This window comes from Stenotrophomonas sp. MH181796 (assembly GCF_009659995.1).
Taxonomy (GTDB): domain Bacteria; phylum Pseudomonadota; class Gammaproteobacteria; order Xanthomonadales; family Xanthomonadaceae; genus Stenotrophomonas; species Stenotrophomonas riyadhensis.
In genome coordinates this window covers 521,053-534,399 of the sequence record NZ_RAHU01000002.1, presented here as the reverse complement: position 1 = coordinate 534,399, position 13,347 = coordinate 521,053, and the positions used below count along the sequence as shown (strand labels likewise).

Sequence of the window (13,347 nt, the reverse complement as noted above, 5' to 3'; positions counted from 1 at the left end):
GGAAACGCCATGAAACTGTGTGGATTCGAGGTCGGGCTGGACCAGCCCCTGTTCCTGATCGCCGGCCCCTGCGTGATCGAGTCGATGCAGCTGCAGCTCGATACCGCCGGCAAGTTGAAGGAAGTCACCGACAAGCTCGGCGTCAACTTCATCTTCAAGTCCAGCTTCGACAAGGCCAACCGCACCTCGGGCACCGCATTCCGTGGCCCGGGCATGGAAGAGGGCCTGAAGGTCCTGGCCGAGGTCAAGAAGCAGATCGGCGTGCCGGTGCTGACCGACGTCCACGAATACACCCCGATGGACGAAGTGGCCTCGGTGGTGGATGTGCTGCAGACCCCGGCGTTCCTGGTCCGCCAGACCGACTTCATCCGCAAGGTGTGCTCGGCCGGCAAGCCGGTCAACATCAAGAAGGGCCAGTTCCTGGCGCCGTGGGACATGAAGCCGGTCGTGGAGAAGGCCAAGGCCACCGGCAACGATCAGATCATGGTCTGCGAACGCGGTGCCAGCTTCGGCTACAACAACCTGGTCAGCGACATGCGCTCGCTGGCGGTGATGCGCGATACCGGTTGCCCGGTGGTGTTCGATGCCACCCATTCGGTGCAGCTGCCGGGCGGGCAGGGCACCAGTTCCGGTGGCCAGCGTGAGCACGTGCCGGTGCTGGCTCGTGCCGCCGTGGCGGTGGGCATCTCCGGCCTGTTCGCCGAGACCCATCCGGACCCGTCCAAGGCCCTGTCCGATGGCCCCAATGCGTGGCCGCTGGACCAGATGGAAGCACTGCTCGAGACCCTGATGGAACTCGATGCGGTGACCAAGAAGCACGGCTTCTCGCGCTTCGCGTGAGTCGTGACCCGTGGCTGGCGCTGGAAGCCCAGCGTCACCGCCAGAACTGGAAACAGTGGCCCTGGGGCCTGATCGCACTGGGCCTGGCCGTGCTGTTCACCGTGGGCATGTTTGGCCTGGTGCTGATCGGTGCCGCGTCGGTGCGCCCCCCGGGTGATGGCAGCAGCGCGCTCGATCTGCGCGCGTACTTCATTGCGCTGCTGGTCGCGGAGCTGCTCGGTGCGCTGGGCTGCGTCGCTGCCGCGGTGCTGGCCTGGCGGCTGAACCGCGGCAAGGTGACGGCTGGCCTGGCGATCATCCTGCTCTCGCTGTGGCTGGGTGCCCTGTTCTACGGATTGCTTTGATGAATACGACCACGTCGGCGCGTGGCTGGCCCTGGGGCCTGATCGCGCTGGGGCTGTCCGTGTTGACCTGGATCGCCCTGGTGGTGGGCGTGCTGGCCTTCACGTCCGGTTTCCGGCCGCCGGGGGACGGAAACAACGGCGTGCAGGAAACGCAGTGGTGGCTGCTGGGCGCGCTGGTCACGATGGTGCTGTCCTTCCTGGGCAGCCCGGTGGCGATGGTGCTGGCCTGGCGACGGCGGCGTGGCCCCATCCTGGCAGCGGTTGCCGGTGCATTGCTGGTGATGCTGGTGTCGATGGTCCTGATCGTGATCGGGTCCAGCTGGGGCTGAAGCCGCCCACGCCATTTGGCAAGTGGCGGGCAGCCGGGGATAATCACGCGGCATTCGTTTTGTCGCCCCCTCTCCAGACAGGTAACCGGCCCGACCATGAGTACGATCCGCAGCATCCACGCCCGTGAAATCCTCGACAGCCGTGGCAACCCCACGCTGGAAGCCGAAGTCATCCTGGAGGACGGTTCGTTCGGTCGTGCCGCGGTTCCCTCCGGCGCCTCGACCGGCACCAAGGAAGCGGTCGAGCTGCGTGATGGCGACAAGACCCGTTACCTGGGCAAGGGCGTGCGCAAGGCTGTCGACAACGTCAACACCACCATCGCCAATGCGTTGAAGGGTTTTGAAGCCACCGACCAGGCCGGCCTCGACCGTCGCCTGATCGACCTCGACGGCACCGAGAACAAGGGCCGCCTGGGCGCCAACGCGCTGCTGGGTGTTTCGATGGCCGCCGCGCACGCCGCCGCCGCATCGCACAAGCAGGCGCTGTGGCAGTACCTGGCCGCCAAGACCGGCGTGACCCCGTCGCTGCCGGTGCCGATGATGAACATCATCAACGGTGGTGCGCACGCCGACAACAACGTCGACTTCCAGGAGTTCATGGTGCTGCCGGTCGGCTTCACCTCGTTCTCCGAAGCGCTGCGTGCCGGTACCGAAATCTTCCATTCGCTGAAGTCGGTGCTGAAGGGCCACGGCCTGAGCACGGCGGTCGGTGACGAAGGCGGCTTCGCGCCGGACTTCCGCAGCAACGTCGAAGCGCTGGACACCATCCTCGAAGCGATCGGCAAGGCTGGCTACACCGCCGGTGAAGACGTGCTGCTGGGCCTGGACGTCGCCTCCAGCGAGTTCTTCGAGAACGGCAAATACAACCTGGTCGGCGAGAACAAGCGCCTGACCTCCGAGCAGTTCGTCGACTTCCTCGCCGACTGGGCCGCGCAGTATCCGATCATCACGATTGAAGATGGCCTGGCCGAGAACGACTGGGCCGGCTGGAAGCTGCTGACCGACCGCATCGGCAAGAAGGTGCAGCTGGTCGGCGACGACCTGTTCGTGACCAACCCGAAGATCTTCCAGGAAGGCATCGACTCGGGCACCGCCAACGCGATCCTGATCAAGGTCAACCAGATCGGTACCCTGAGCGAAACCCTGGAAGCGATCGCCATGGCCGACCGTGCCGGCTACGCCGCCGTGGTCTCGCACCGTTCGGGCGAAACCGAAGACACCACCATCGCCGACATCGCGGTGGCCACCACCGCCACCCAGATCAAGACCGGCTCGCTGTGCCGCAGCGATCGCGTGGCCAAGTACAACCAGCTGCTGCGTATCGAGGAAGCCCTCGGTGCCGGCGCGCGTTACGCCGGTCGTGACGCGTTCGTTTCGCTGAAGCGCTGAGCCGATGCGCGACTGGCGCTGGATGCTGCTGGTGCTGGCCCTGTTGCTGGGCTGGCTGCAGTACCGCTTCTGGTTCGGTCCGGGCAACTCGGGCGAAGTGATGATGCTCGAAGCCCAGGTCGCCAACCAGGAGCGCGACAATGAGGGTCTGCAGCAGCGCAACGACGCGCTGGCTGCCGAAGTGAAGGACCTCAAGGAAGGCCAGTCCGCCATCGAGGAGCGCGCGCGCAGCGAGCTGGGCATGATCAAGCCCGGCGAGAAGTTCTACCGCGTGGTCGAGGATGCGCCGGTTCGCCCGGCGCAACCCGCAGCAGGCGTCAATGTCCAGGCCGGCGAACACCCGGCGGACGTGCCATGAGCGCGGCGATCTGGGTGGTGGTTCCAGCCGCGGGCCGTGGCGCCCGCTTCGGCGCGCCGCTGCCCAAGCAGTACCTGCAGGCGGGCGGGCAGATCCTGCTCGCCCACACCCTGGACGCATTGCTGGCGCATCCGGCCGTGGCCGGGGCGATGGTAGTGATCGGTCCGGACGATGCCGACTGGCCAGGCTGGAGTGAATGGGCCGGCAAACCGGTACTGACCTGCATCGGCGGCGCGACCCGTGCCGCCTCGGTGCTGGCTGGGCTGCAGGCGCTGCCGGACTCGGTGCGCGCCGATGAATTCGTGCTGGTCCACGATGCCGCGCGGCCCAACCTGTCCCTGGCCGATCTTGGCCGCCTGCTTGAAGTCGGCCGTGCCGATCCGGTCGGGGCGATCCTGGCCGCACCGGTGCGCGACACCCTCAAGCGCGCCGGCGACGACGGTGGCATCGATGGCACCGAGCCGCGCGAGCGCCTGTGGCGTGCACTGACACCGCAGCTGTTTCGCCGCCACCAGCTCAGCCGCGCGCTGTCCGAAGCCGCCGCCGCCGGTATTGAAGTCACCGATGAGGCCATGGCCATGGAGCGCCAGGGCCAGCGCCCGCTGCTGGTGGAAGGCAGCGAGGACAACTTCAAGGTCACCACCCCGGCCGATCTGGACCGGTTCGAATTCGTACTTTCCCGCCGCGCCGGCTGATTAGCCGCGCGGCCCTGTAGCAAGGGTTGCATCCATGAGCACCGCACCGTTCCCGCCCGTCCGCATCGGCCAGGGCTACGACGTCCATGCCTTCGGTGAAGGCGACCACATCATGCTTGGCGGCGTGAACGTGCCGCACAGCTGCGGCGTGCTCGCGCACAGCGATGGCGACGTGATCCTCCACGCCCTGTGTGATGCCATGCTCGGCGCGCTGGCGCTGGGTGACATCGGCCAGCATTTCCCGCCCAGTGACGACCGCTGGAAGGGCGCCGACAGCAGTGATTTCGTGCGCCACTGTGACAGTCTGCTGCGTGAGCGCGGCTGGCGCGTCGGCAACACCGACATCACCGTGATCTGCGAGCGACCGAAGGTCGGCCCGCATGCGCTGGCCATGCGCGAGCGCATCGGCGGGCTGCTGCAGTTGCCGCTGGACGCGGTCAGCGTCAAGGCCACCACCTCGGAGAAGCTGGGCTTCACCGGCCGTGGTGAAGGCATCGCCGCGCAGGCCGTTGTGCTGCTGGTGGCGGCATGATTCCGTTGCCGTTGGCGTTTGGTGCGCCGTTGTTGACGGCGCGCATCCGCACCACGCCGGACGATTTCCAGGTGGATGAACTGCCGGCCTTCGAGGCCACCGGTGAAGGCGAGCACCTGCTGCTGCACATCCGCAAGCGCGGCGCCAACACCGTGCATGTGGCCAAGCTGCTGGCCACGTGGGCGGGCCTGCCGGAAATGGCGGTGAGCTACGCCGGGATGAAAGACCGCCACGCGGTCACCACTCAGCGTTTCAGCGTGCACCTGCCCAAGCGCATCGCGCCGGACCTGGCCGGGTTGGCCAGTGACGAGATCGAAGTGCTCGAAGCGACCTGGCACAACCGCAAGCTGCAGCGCGGCGCACTGGCCGGCAACCGCTTCAAGCTGGTGCTGCGTGAGGTGCAGGGGGATGCCACCGCGATCAGCGAGCGCCTGCAGCAGATTGCCGCGCGCGGCCTGCCGAACTGGTTCGGTGAGCAGCGTTTCGGCCGCGACGGTGGCAACGTACCGGCCGCACTGGCGATGTTCGGCGGCCGTCGCATGCGCAAGGACCAGCGTTCGCTGCTGCTGTCTGCCGCCCGATCGGCGCTGTTCAACCGCGTGCTGGCCGCGCGCGTGGAGCAGGGCAGCTGGGATCAGCCTCTCGATGGCGAAGTGTGGATGCTCGATGGCAGCCGCAGCGTGTTCGGACCCGAGCCGTACACCGACGTGTTGGCCGAGCGACTGGCGCGTTTCGACATCCATCCCAGCGCGCCGCTGTGGGGCGAAGGCGAGCTGCGCAGCACCGATGCGGCGCGCGAGCTGGAACTGGCCGCGCTGGACGACGAGGAATCGAAGGCGCTGCGGGCCGGCCTGGAATACGCGCGCCTGAAGCAGGAGCGCCGCGCGCTGCGCCTGCGTCCGGCGCTGCTGCAGCACCAGTGGCTGGCCGACGACGTGCTGGAACTGTCGTTCGCACTGCCGCCGGGCTGCTACGCCACCGCCGTGCTGCACGAGCTCGGCCCGGTCGAAGACGCCTCTCAGGCCTGACAGGAAAAGGGGACGGAGGGAATTAAGTCGTTTGTGCCACAAACGACTTAATTCCCTCCGTCCCCTTTTTCATCTGCGCGCCAGCAGCACCAGCATCGCGCCGGTACCGCCTTGTCCGGTCGGTGCCGAGTGAAATGCCAACACGTCGTTGCGCAGCCGCAGCAGGCGATCGACCAGGTTCTTCAGCACCGGCGCACCGCCATCGGACTGCAATCCCTTGCCATGGATGATGCGCACGCAGCCATAGTCGTGTGCATGTGCCTCCAGCAGGAACTGGCGCAGCAGCGTCTCGGCCTGCGCAGCGGTGGCGCCGTGCAGGTCCAGCTCGTCCTGCACCGAGTACTGGCCACGCTTGAGGCGCTGGAACAGGCGTGGTGGCAGATTGTCTCGGCGATAGCTGGCTACGTCACCGGCTTCCAGCGGCGTACTGTCGCGCAGCAGCCGGGCGAATTCGCCGGCGGCTTCGGCCTCGTCACGTTCGGCCATGCGCGCGCGCGGCTTCGGCCGGGGTGCGGCAGGCGCCGGCTCGGCGTCCTTGCGCAGTGGCGTCACTTCGCCGATCGCCGCACGGAACAATGCGGCCGGATCTTCGTCTTCAGGGTGCGACATGCGCACAGGGTAAACCGCCGGCGCAGGTCTGCCTATGACGGTTCGATGTCGGTCATGACCGCCGACAGGGTAGGACCGGCGGCTCGCATGCGGCACAATAGACGATGCCCTTGCAGGGTCGACGGCTTCCGCAGGGGAGTACGACGGTCCCGCCCACACTGCACGGTGACGGAATCGAATTCTTGGAAAATCAAGCGGTTAAATCGAAGATGCGAATCCTGGTCAGTAACGACGATGGCGTCGACGCCGCAGGCATCCGGATGCTTGCCTCGGTGCTGCGCGAGGCCGGCCACGAAGTGACGGTGGTCGCCCCCGACCGTGACCGCTCCGGTGCCAGCAACTCTCTGACCCTGGACCTGCCGATCCGCCTCAAGCGCATCGACCATTACACCGTTTCGGTGGCCGGTACCCCGACCGACTGCGTGCATCTGGCGCTGACCGGGCTGCTCGAGTTCGAGCCTGACATTGTCGTGTCCGGCATCAACAATGCCGCCAATCTGGGTGATGACGTGATCTACTCCGGCACCGTTTCGGCGGCGATGGAAGGCCGCTTCCTTGGCCTGCCGGCGGTGGCGGTTTCGCTGGTCAGCCGCAACCACGATCCGAAGCACTTCGAGACCGCCGCGCGCGCCGCAGTCGAGATCGTCGCCCGGCTCAAGGCCGACCCGCTGCCGGCCGACACCATCCTCAACGTCAACGTGCCGGACCTGCCGTGGAGCGAGGTCAAGGGCTTCGAGGTCACCCGCCTCGGCAACCGTCACCGTGCCGAAGGCTGCATCGCGCAGAAGGATCCGCGTGGCAACGAGGTGTACTGGATCGGCCCGGCCGGCCGTGAGCAGGACTCCGGCCCCGGCACCGATTTCCATGCAGTGCGCACCGGCCACATCTCGATCACCCCGATCCAGGTCGACCTGACCCGCTATCAGGCGCTGGAGAAGGTGGCCAGCTGGGTGGGCGGCCTCAGCGCCGCGCTGGACCGGCCGGCATGAGTCCGCGCCTGCGCCTGCAGCCGGAAGCCGTTGGTATCGGCATGACCTCGCAGCGCGTGCGCGACCGTCTGGTCGACCGCCTGCGCGAAGCGGGCATTGCCGACGAATCCACCTTGAACGCGATCCGGGTGGTGCCGCGCCATCTGTTCATCGACGAGGCACTGGCCTCGCGTGCGTATGAAGACACCGCGCTGCCGATCGGCCACGGCCAGACCATCTCGCAGCCCTGGGTGGTCGCGCGGATGACCGAGGCCGTTCTCCAGGTGGCGCCGAAACGGGTGCTGGAAGTGGGCACCGGCTCCGGCTACCAGGCCGCCATCCTTGGTGCGCTGGGCCTGGAGGTCTACACCGTGGAGCGCATCGGCGATCTGCTGCGGCAGGCGCGCAAGCGCTTCCGCGCGCTGGGCATGAACATCCGCACCAAGCATGACGATGGTCGCGTTGGTTGGGCCGAGCACGGTCCGTTCGATGCCATCGTGGTCACTGCAGCGGCGCCGGCGCTGGTCGATGTGCTGATCGAGCAGCTTGCCGAAGGCGGTCGCCTGGTGGCTCCGGTCGGCGGCCCCAGCGCGCAGTCGCTGGTACAGCTGGATCGCAAGGCTGACGGCAGCATCGAACAACACGTGCTGGCGCCGGTCACCTTCGTACCGCTGCTGTCTGGCATGCTCGACTAATCCACGGAGCAGGGTTGCATGAAGATTTTCGGGCCGCTGTACGAGCGGGCGATGAAGTGGGCCGCGCACGAGCGCGCGCCAACCTACCTGACGGTGCTGAGCTTCTTCGAGGCGATCATCTTTCCGGTGATGCCGGAAGTGATGCTGGCACCGATGTGCGTGGCCCAGCCCAAGCGTGGCTGGTGGTTTGCCACCCTCAGCCTGGCCGGCTCGATGGCCGGCGCGCTGATCGGCTATGCGTTGGGCCATTTCGCCTTCGAGGCGATCAAGCCGCTGTTCGAGGCGCTGGGCATGCTTCCGGCCATCGAGCAGGGGATCACCACCGTGCAGGCGAAGATGGCCGAGTCGCCGTGGGCGGTGTTCACCTTCCTGGTGCTGGGCGGCTTCATGCCGATCCCGATGAAGGTCTTCACGTGGGCATCGGGTATCGTCGGCGTACCGATGCCGCAGTACCTGCTGAGCATGCTGATCGGTCGCGGCAAGCGCGTGTTCGTGCTGGCCGCGGTCATCCGTATCGGTGGTGCGCGTGCCGAAGCGGCGCTGCGTCGCTGGATTGAACCGCTGGGCTGGATCGCCACCGCATTGGTGGTGGTGCTGATCGCCTGGCTTGTATGGAGGTCGAAGTTCGCATGAGTCCTGATCGTCTGAGCAAGGGAGTGCGCGTCGGCGCGCTGGTGTTGCTGGTTTCCACCCTGGCCGCCTGTGGCACCGCTACCGTGGTTCGCCCCGGCGGTGGCAGCACTGGTGGTGGCGTGACCACGCCGAAGTCCTCGGTGCCCAAGCCCGGGCAGACCGTGGTGGTACGCAAGGGCGACACCATCTATGCACTGGCCCGTATCCATGACATCACCCCGGCGGACCTGATCGCCTGGAACAGCCTGGACAACCCCTCGACGATCTATCCGGGGCAGGTGATCCGGCTGTATCCGGCCGGTGCCAGCGGCGGTCGCGCGCCCACCACTGTGGTCACCCCGCCGCGCTCGGGTGGCAGCAGCACCGGCAGCACCGCACCAGCCCCGGCGCCGGTCGGCCCGGTGAAGAGCAACATCGCCTGGCGCTGGCCGGCTGATGGCGCCATCGTTGGCCGCTACGTGGCTGGTGATGCGACCAAGCAGGGCGTCGACATCGCCGGCACCAGCGGCCAGGCGGTCAAGGCCACCGCCAATGGCGTGGTGGTGTATTCCGGCGCCGGCCTGGTCGGCTACGGCGAGCTGATCATCATCAAGCACAGCGACCAGTGGCTGTCGGCCTATGGCCACAACCGCAAGCGCCTGGTGAATGAAGGGCAGAGTGTGAAGGCCGGTGAGCAGATCGCCGAAATGGGCCGTACCGGTGCGAACCGCGACATGGTCCACTTCGAGATTCGCTACAACGGCAAGCCGGTCGACCCGCAGCAGTACCTGCCGGCACGCTGATCGTCAGATGCGATAGCGCCGGGCCATGCCCGGCGTTCCTGGCCTGTAGAGGCGAGCCATGCTCGGCCCGGGTACTGCAGAGTGGTCATTTGCGACCTTGTGTGTCGCAGGCTCACCTTCACGGCGGACGGGATACCCGGCATTCTTGAGCGGTCCCAGTCGATCCGGCGCCCCATGCTCCGTCTTGCTTCCACTCTCGCGTTGCTCATCGTCGCTCCGCTGGCCTCCGCAGCCAGCGATCCGCGCGACGTGGTCACCCTTCTTTACGCGGCCGTCCAGGCGCCGGCTCCGGACGAAGCGACCATTCCGCCGTTGCTGGGCGATGCGCTGCGCTCAGCCATCGATGCGCAGCGCGTTTACGAGCGGACCTGTGCGGCGCTGGCCGCGCCTGACGAAAAGCCGCACATGCTGGACCAGAGCCCGTATCTCATGGCGCCGGATCGGCCGGAAGCGGTAAAGGTGGGGCTGCCCGCGACGAGCGGCGATGCCAGCTGGGTGCCCGTCGAAATGGCGGTGGGCGACTATCGCTGGACCGACCGGGTCCTGCTGCAGCGGCAGGGCCCGGACTGGAAGGTCATGGATATCCGCTGGGGGCAGGGCGGCAACCTGATCGGGCGACTGAAGCAGTTCTCGGCCTTCCGCTGCACCGCTTCTGGCGGCTAGCGCCGGGGCGCGCCCGACGCCTCGAACTCAGCCTTCCAGAATGAAAGCAGCCGCAACCTTGCGGCCTTCGCCGGCCAGGATGTTGAAGGTGCGCGCGGCAGCCGGATTGTTCATCACTTCCAGGCCGATGCCGCGTGACAGGCAGGCGGCCATCACCACCGCCGGCGGGAACACCTGGCGGTCACCCGTGCCGAGCACGATCAGCGCCGGATTCAGCGCCAGGATCGGCTCCAGGTCGGCCACCTGCAGCGCGGTGGCGCTCACCACCGGCCATTGCGTGACCAGCTGGTCCGGGGTCAGGAAGAAGCTGCTGCCCAGCACCTGGTCGTTGACCCGGGCCGAACGGCCGTCGGCCGCGCGCAGGCTGTAGGCGTAATCCGGCGGTTCGTGGTTCAGCTGCATGGCAGTAGGGCGATCAGCCGCGCGGCAGCACGATCTGGCGCTGTTCCTTGCTCGGGCGGTACAGCACGGCGACGTGGCCGATGCGCTGCACCAGTGCGCTCTCGGTGGCTTCGACGATCTCGCCGATCATCACGTCACGGGCGTCGCGATCCTCGGCAGCGACCTTCACCTTGACCAGCTCGTGGCGCTCCAGCACTTCGTTCAGCTCAGCGATGAAGGCCGGGGTCACGCCCTTGCCGCCGGTCTGCAGCAGGGCCTTCAGGTCGTGGGCTTGGCCGCGCAGGAAACGGGTCTGGGAAGCGGTCAGGGCGATGGACATGCAGGAAAACACGGTTGAATGGGGCGATCAGGGTATCATGAGGACCCCATCAGCCCCTATTTTCAATGGCTACCCGCAGCAAAAGCAGCCAGCGCTGGCTCAAGGAACACTTCTCCGACCCCTTCGTGAAGAAGGCCCAGGCCGAAGGCATGCGCTCGCGCGCGGCCTACAAGCTCGAAGAGCTGCTTGAACGTGACCGGTTGCTGAAGCCGCACATGGTGGTGGTCGACCTCGGTGCGGCCCCGGGTGGATGGTCTCAGCAGGTTCGGAGACAGATCGGCGACACCGGCCGCGTGCTGGCCCTGGATATCCTGGACATGCCGCCGCTGGCCGGCGTGGAGTTCCTTCATGGTGACTTCAGGGAAGAAGCCGTCCTATCGCAGTTTGAAGCCATGCTCGGGGATCAGCCGGTAGACCTTGTGCTGTCGGACATGGCCCCCAATAAGAGTGGTGTAGGCGCGGTAGACCAGCCGCGGATGATGCACCTGGCGGAGCTGGCCCTGGATTTTGCCGACAACCACCTGAAGACCGGTGGGGCGTTCCTGATCAAGCTGTTCCAGGGTGAGGGCTTTGACGACTACGTGCGCGACATGCGCCGCCGGTACGACAAGGTCTCCATCCGCAAGCCGGAAGCCTCGCGCAAGCGCTCTCCCGAGGTGTATGCCTTGGGTCAGGGAAAACGCGCCCACATGAAGTAAGCTCGCAACGTACGCAAGTTCGACCCCAACGCAACGCCAGCACTGAGAGGAACACCGGAGCCAATGAGGATGAACGACTTGACCAAGAACCTCCTGCTATGGGTGGTCGTCGCCGTCGTGCTGATGGTGGTCTTCCAGAGCTTCTCGCCGAAGTCCTCCGGGGCCGGCGCGCAGGGCGCGTCGTACTCGCAGTTCCTGGACCAGGTGGACAGCGGCAACGTGCAGAAGGTCGCCTTTGGTGGCGACATGCGCGGCGGCACCAGCCAGCTGACCTACACCACCCGCGGTGGGCAGTCGTCCACCATCACCGCGCCGTTCGATCGTGACCTGATCAACGTGCTGCGTACCAAGAACGTGGAAATCGTGCAGGAGGAGCCGTCCAGCGGCATTTCCCTCGGCGCGATCCTGATGAATTTCCTGCCGGTCATCCTGATCATCGGCTTCTGGTTGTTCATCATGCGCCAGATGCAGGGCGGTGGCGGCGGTGCCAAGGGCGCGATGTCCTTCGGCAAGTCGCGCGCCAAGCTGCAGGGCGAAGACCAGATCAAGGTCACCTTCGCCGACGTCGCCGGCTGCGACGAGGCCAAGGAAGAAGTGGGCGAGCTGGTCGACTTCCTGCGCGACCCGTCCAAGTTCACCAAGCTGGGCGGCAAGATTCCGCGCGGCGTGCTGATGGTCGGCCCCCCGGGTACCGGCAAGACGCTGCTGGCCAAGGCCATCGCTGGCGAAGCCAAGGTGCCGTTCTTCTCGATCTCCGGTTCGGACTTCGTGGAAATGTTCGTCGGCGTCGGCGCCAGCCGCGTGCGCGACATGTTCGAGCAGGCCAAGAAGCACGCCCCCTGCATCATCTTCATCGACGAAATCGACGCCGTCGGTCGCCACCGTGGCGCCGGCCTGGGCGGCGGTCATGACGAGCGCGAGCAGACCCTGAACCAGCTGCTGGTCGAGATGGACGGTTTTGAAGGTGGCGAAGGCGTGATCGTGATCGCTGCGACCAACCGTCCGGACGTGCTGGATCCGGCGCTGCTGCGCCCGGGTCGTTTCGACCGTCAGGTCGTGGTCGGCCTGCCGGACGTGAAGGGCCGCGAGCACATCCTGAAGGTCCACATGCGCAAGCTGCCGCTGGCCGACGATGTCGAGCCGATGGTGATCGCGCGTGGTACCCCGGGCTTCTCCGGCGCCGACCTGGCCAACCTCTGCAACGAGGCCGCCCTGTTCGCCGCGCGTGGCAACGAGAAGGAGGTCCGCATGGACCACTTCGACCGTGCCCGCGACAAGATCCTGATGGGTGCCGAACGTCGCTCGATGGCCATGAGCGAAGAAGAGAAGACCCTCACCGCCTACCACGAAGCCGGTCACGCCATCGTCGGCCGCCTGGTGCCCGAGCACGACCCGGTCTACAAGGTCACGATCATTCCGCGCGGCCGTGCGCTGGGTGTGACCATGTACCTGCCGGAAGGCGACAAGTACTCGATGAACCGCGTGGCGATCAAGTCGCAGCTGTGCTCGCTGTACGGTGGCCGCGTGGCCGAGGAGCTGATCTTCGGTGCCGACAAGGTCACCACCGGCGCCTCCAACGACATCGAACGCGCCACCAAGATGGCCCGCAACATGGTCACCAAGTGGGGCCTGTCCGACCAGCTCGGCCCGATCGCCTATGGTGAAGAGGACGACGAGGTGTTCCTGGGCCGTTCGGTCACCCAGCACAAGAGCGTGTCCAACGACACCGCGCGCCGCATCGACGAGGAAGTGCGCAACATCCTCGACGAGGCTTACGCACGCACCATCGAGCTGATGACGGCCAACCTGGACAAGCTGCACGCGATGTCCCAGCTGCTGCTGCAGTACGAGACCATCGACGCGCCGCAGATCGACGCCATCATGGAAGGCCGCGATCCGCCGCCGCCGGCCGGCTGGAACAAGTCGAACAAGGATGGTGGCAACGACAAGGGCGGCGACGCCCGTCCGCTGCCGCCGATCGCAGGCCCGGCCGAATCGCACTGACGGCCCGCTGCACGTGACACCAGACGAGGCCGGGGCAACCCGGCTTCGTCGTTTCCGGG

18 protein-coding genes are annotated in these 13,347 nt (G+C 66.7%); 15 read left to right on the top strand and 3 right to left on the bottom strand.

Annotation, left to right across the window (positions count from 1 at the left end; all coding sequences use genetic code 11):
- The first annotated feature begins 9 nt into the window (after positions 1-9).
- The 8 genes from kdsA to truD all read left to right on the top strand — a co-directional run bounded on the left by kdsA (position 10) and on the right by truD (position 5,515).
- Positions 10-840, top strand: coding sequence for a 3-deoxy-8-phosphooctulonate synthase (gene kdsA, locus D5301_RS06400; RefSeq protein ID WP_110711839.1), 831 nt, complete (start codon positions 10-12; stop codon positions 838-840).
- Positions 837-1,184: a hypothetical protein gene (locus D5301_RS06395; protein WP_324187280.1), complete on the top strand. Its 348-nt coding sequence runs from the start codon at positions 837-839 to the stop codon at positions 1,182-1,184. The genes kdsA and D5301_RS06395 overlap by 4 nt, the downstream gene beginning before the upstream one ends.
- Positions 1,184-1,513: a hypothetical protein gene (locus D5301_RS06390; RefSeq protein WP_110711841.1), complete on the top strand. Its 330-nt coding sequence runs from the start codon at positions 1,184-1,186 to the stop codon at positions 1,511-1,513. The genes D5301_RS06395 and D5301_RS06390 overlap by 1 nt, the downstream gene beginning before the upstream one ends.
- A 96-nt stretch (positions 1,514-1,609) precedes the next feature.
- Positions 1,610-2,902, top strand: coding sequence for a phosphopyruvate hydratase (eno, locus tag D5301_RS06385; RefSeq protein ID WP_153855163.1), 1,293 nt, complete (start codon positions 1,610-1,612; stop codon positions 2,900-2,902).
- Between the two features lie 4 nt (positions 2,903-2,906).
- Positions 2,907-3,260 (top strand): cell division protein FtsB, encoded by a 354-nt coding sequence (ftsB, locus tag D5301_RS06380; protein ID WP_153855162.1) that lies wholly within the window; start codon positions 2,907-2,909, stop codon positions 3,258-3,260.
- Positions 3,257-3,955 (top strand): 2-C-methyl-D-erythritol 4-phosphate cytidylyltransferase, encoded by a 699-nt coding sequence (ispD, locus tag D5301_RS06375; RefSeq protein ID WP_119007642.1) that lies wholly within the window; start codon positions 3,257-3,259, stop codon positions 3,953-3,955. The genes ftsB and ispD overlap by 4 nt, the downstream gene beginning before the upstream one ends.
- 34 nt (positions 3,956-3,989) lie before the next feature.
- Positions 3,990-4,487: a 2-C-methyl-D-erythritol 2,4-cyclodiphosphate synthase gene (gene ispF / locus D5301_RS06370; protein WP_005409005.1), complete on the top strand. Its 498-nt coding sequence runs from the start codon at positions 3,990-3,992 to the stop codon at positions 4,485-4,487.
- A complete protein-coding gene (truD, locus tag D5301_RS06365) occupies positions 4,484-5,515 on the top strand; it encodes a tRNA pseudouridine(13) synthase TruD (RefSeq protein ID WP_153855161.1) in 1,032 nt (343 codons plus the stop codon). Before ispF ends, truD begins: the two co-directional genes overlap by 4 nt.
- Before the next feature lie 69 nt (positions 5,516-5,584).
- Here the strand turns inward: truD and D5301_RS06360 are convergent, their stop codons facing one another.
- Complete coding sequence (locus D5301_RS06360) at positions 5,585-6,124, bottom strand: Smr/MutS family protein (RefSeq protein WP_049462714.1); 540 nt, start codon at positions 6,122-6,124, stop codon at positions 5,585-5,587.
- Positions 6,125-6,333: 209 nt separating this feature from the next.
- Between D5301_RS06360 and surE the strand changes: the two genes are divergently transcribed.
- From surE to D5301_RS06335, 5 genes are all read left to right on the top strand, one after another.
- Positions 6,334-7,113, top strand: a complete 780-nt coding sequence (surE, locus tag D5301_RS06355; protein ID WP_075674796.1) for a 5'/3'-nucleotidase SurE — start codon at positions 6,334-6,336, stop codon at positions 7,111-7,113.
- Positions 7,110-7,787 carry a protein-L-isoaspartate(D-aspartate) O-methyltransferase gene (locus D5301_RS06350; RefSeq protein WP_110711845.1) on the top strand — a complete coding sequence of 226 codons (678 nt, stop codon included), beginning with the start codon at positions 7,110-7,112 and terminating at the stop codon, positions 7,785-7,787. Before surE ends, D5301_RS06350 begins: the two co-directional genes overlap by 4 nt.
- A gap of 18 nt (positions 7,788-7,805) precedes the next feature.
- Positions 7,806-8,420, top strand: coding sequence for a DedA family protein (locus tag D5301_RS06345; protein ID WP_049400381.1), 615 nt, complete (start codon positions 7,806-7,808; stop codon positions 8,418-8,420).
- Positions 8,417-9,202, top strand: a complete 786-nt coding sequence (locus D5301_RS06340) for a peptidoglycan DD-metalloendopeptidase family protein (protein WP_110711846.1) — start codon at positions 8,417-8,419, stop codon at positions 9,200-9,202. Before D5301_RS06345 ends, D5301_RS06340 begins: the two co-directional genes overlap by 4 nt.
- 174 nt (positions 9,203-9,376) lie before the next feature.
- Entirely contained in the window at positions 9,377-9,865 is a 489-nt protein-coding gene (locus D5301_RS06335) for a hypothetical protein (protein ID WP_153855160.1), read from the top strand.
- 27 nt (positions 9,866-9,892) lie between these two features.
- Here D5301_RS06335 and D5301_RS06330 read toward each other — a convergent pair whose 3' ends face one another.
- The gene (locus D5301_RS06330; RefSeq protein WP_153855159.1) at positions 9,893-10,267 is read right to left on the bottom strand and encodes an Mth938-like domain-containing protein; all 375 of its coding nucleotides are present in this window, start codon (positions 10,265-10,267) and stop codon (positions 9,893-9,895) included.
- Positions 10,268-10,280: 13 nt separating this feature from the next.
- Positions 10,281-10,586, bottom strand: coding sequence for a ribosome assembly RNA-binding protein YhbY (yhbY, locus tag D5301_RS06325; protein WP_004152868.1), 306 nt, complete (start codon positions 10,584-10,586; stop codon positions 10,281-10,283).
- Between the two features lie 65 nt (positions 10,587-10,651).
- On the opposite strand from yhbY, the gene rlmE reads away from it, so the two are divergent.
- Positions 10,652-11,284: a 23S rRNA (uridine(2552)-2'-O)-methyltransferase RlmE gene (gene rlmE / locus D5301_RS06320; protein WP_005409014.1), complete on the top strand. Its 633-nt coding sequence runs from the start codon at positions 10,652-10,654 to the stop codon at positions 11,282-11,284.
- Positions 11,285-11,353: 69 nt separating this feature from the next.
- Complete coding sequence (ftsH, locus tag D5301_RS06315) at positions 11,354-13,288, top strand: ATP-dependent zinc metalloprotease FtsH (RefSeq protein ID WP_194936608.1); 1,935 nt, start codon at positions 11,354-11,356, stop codon at positions 13,286-13,288.
- Positions 13,289-13,347: the final 59 nt, after the last annotated feature.

Bases quoted from the DNA above. Each gene is read 5' to 3' on its own strand.
- kdsA (WP_110711839.1), top strand. From the start codon at position 10: ATGAAACTGTGTGGATTCGAGGTCGGGCTGGACCAGCCCCTGTTCCTG.
- D5301_RS06390 (WP_110711841.1), top strand. From the start codon at position 1,184: ATGAATACGACCACGTCGGCGCGTGGCTGGCCCTGGGGCCTGATCGCG.
- eno (WP_153855163.1), top strand. From the start codon at position 1,610: ATGAGTACGATCCGCAGCATCCACGCCCGTGAAATCCTCGACAGCCGT.
- ftsB (WP_153855162.1), top strand. From the start codon at position 2,907: ATGCGCGACTGGCGCTGGATGCTGCTGGTGCTGGCCCTGTTGCTGGGC.
- ispD (WP_119007642.1), top strand. From the start codon at position 3,257: ATGAGCGCGGCGATCTGGGTGGTGGTTCCAGCCGCGGGCCGTGGCGCC.
- ispF (WP_005409005.1), top strand. From the start codon at position 3,990: ATGAGCACCGCACCGTTCCCGCCCGTCCGCATCGGCCAGGGCTACGAC.
- truD (WP_153855161.1), top strand. From the start codon at position 4,484: ATGATTCCGTTGCCGTTGGCGTTTGGTGCGCCGTTGTTGACGGCGCGC.
- D5301_RS06360 (WP_049462714.1), bottom strand. From the start codon at position 6,124: ATGTCGCACCCTGAAGACGAAGATCCGGCCGCATTGTTCCGTGCGGCG.
- surE (WP_075674796.1), top strand. From the start codon at position 6,334: ATGCGAATCCTGGTCAGTAACGACGATGGCGTCGACGCCGCAGGCATC.
- D5301_RS06350 (WP_110711845.1), top strand. From the start codon at position 7,110: ATGAGTCCGCGCCTGCGCCTGCAGCCGGAAGCCGTTGGTATCGGCATG.
- D5301_RS06345 (WP_049400381.1), top strand. From the start codon at position 7,806: ATGAAGATTTTCGGGCCGCTGTACGAGCGGGCGATGAAGTGGGCCGCG.
- D5301_RS06340 (WP_110711846.1), top strand. From the start codon at position 8,417: ATGAGTCCTGATCGTCTGAGCAAGGGAGTGCGCGTCGGCGCGCTGGTG.
- D5301_RS06335 (WP_153855160.1), top strand. From the start codon at position 9,377: ATGCTCCGTCTTGCTTCCACTCTCGCGTTGCTCATCGTCGCTCCGCTG.
- D5301_RS06330 (WP_153855159.1), bottom strand. From the start codon at position 10,267: ATGCAGCTGAACCACGAACCGCCGGATTACGCCTACAGCCTGCGCGCG.
- yhbY (WP_004152868.1), bottom strand. From the start codon at position 10,586: ATGTCCATCGCCCTGACCGCTTCCCAGACCCGTTTCCTGCGCGGCCAA.
- rlmE (WP_005409014.1), top strand. From the start codon at position 10,652: ATGGCTACCCGCAGCAAAAGCAGCCAGCGCTGGCTCAAGGAACACTTC.
- ftsH (WP_194936608.1), top strand. From the start codon at position 11,354: ATGAACGACTTGACCAAGAACCTCCTGCTATGGGTGGTCGTCGCCGTC.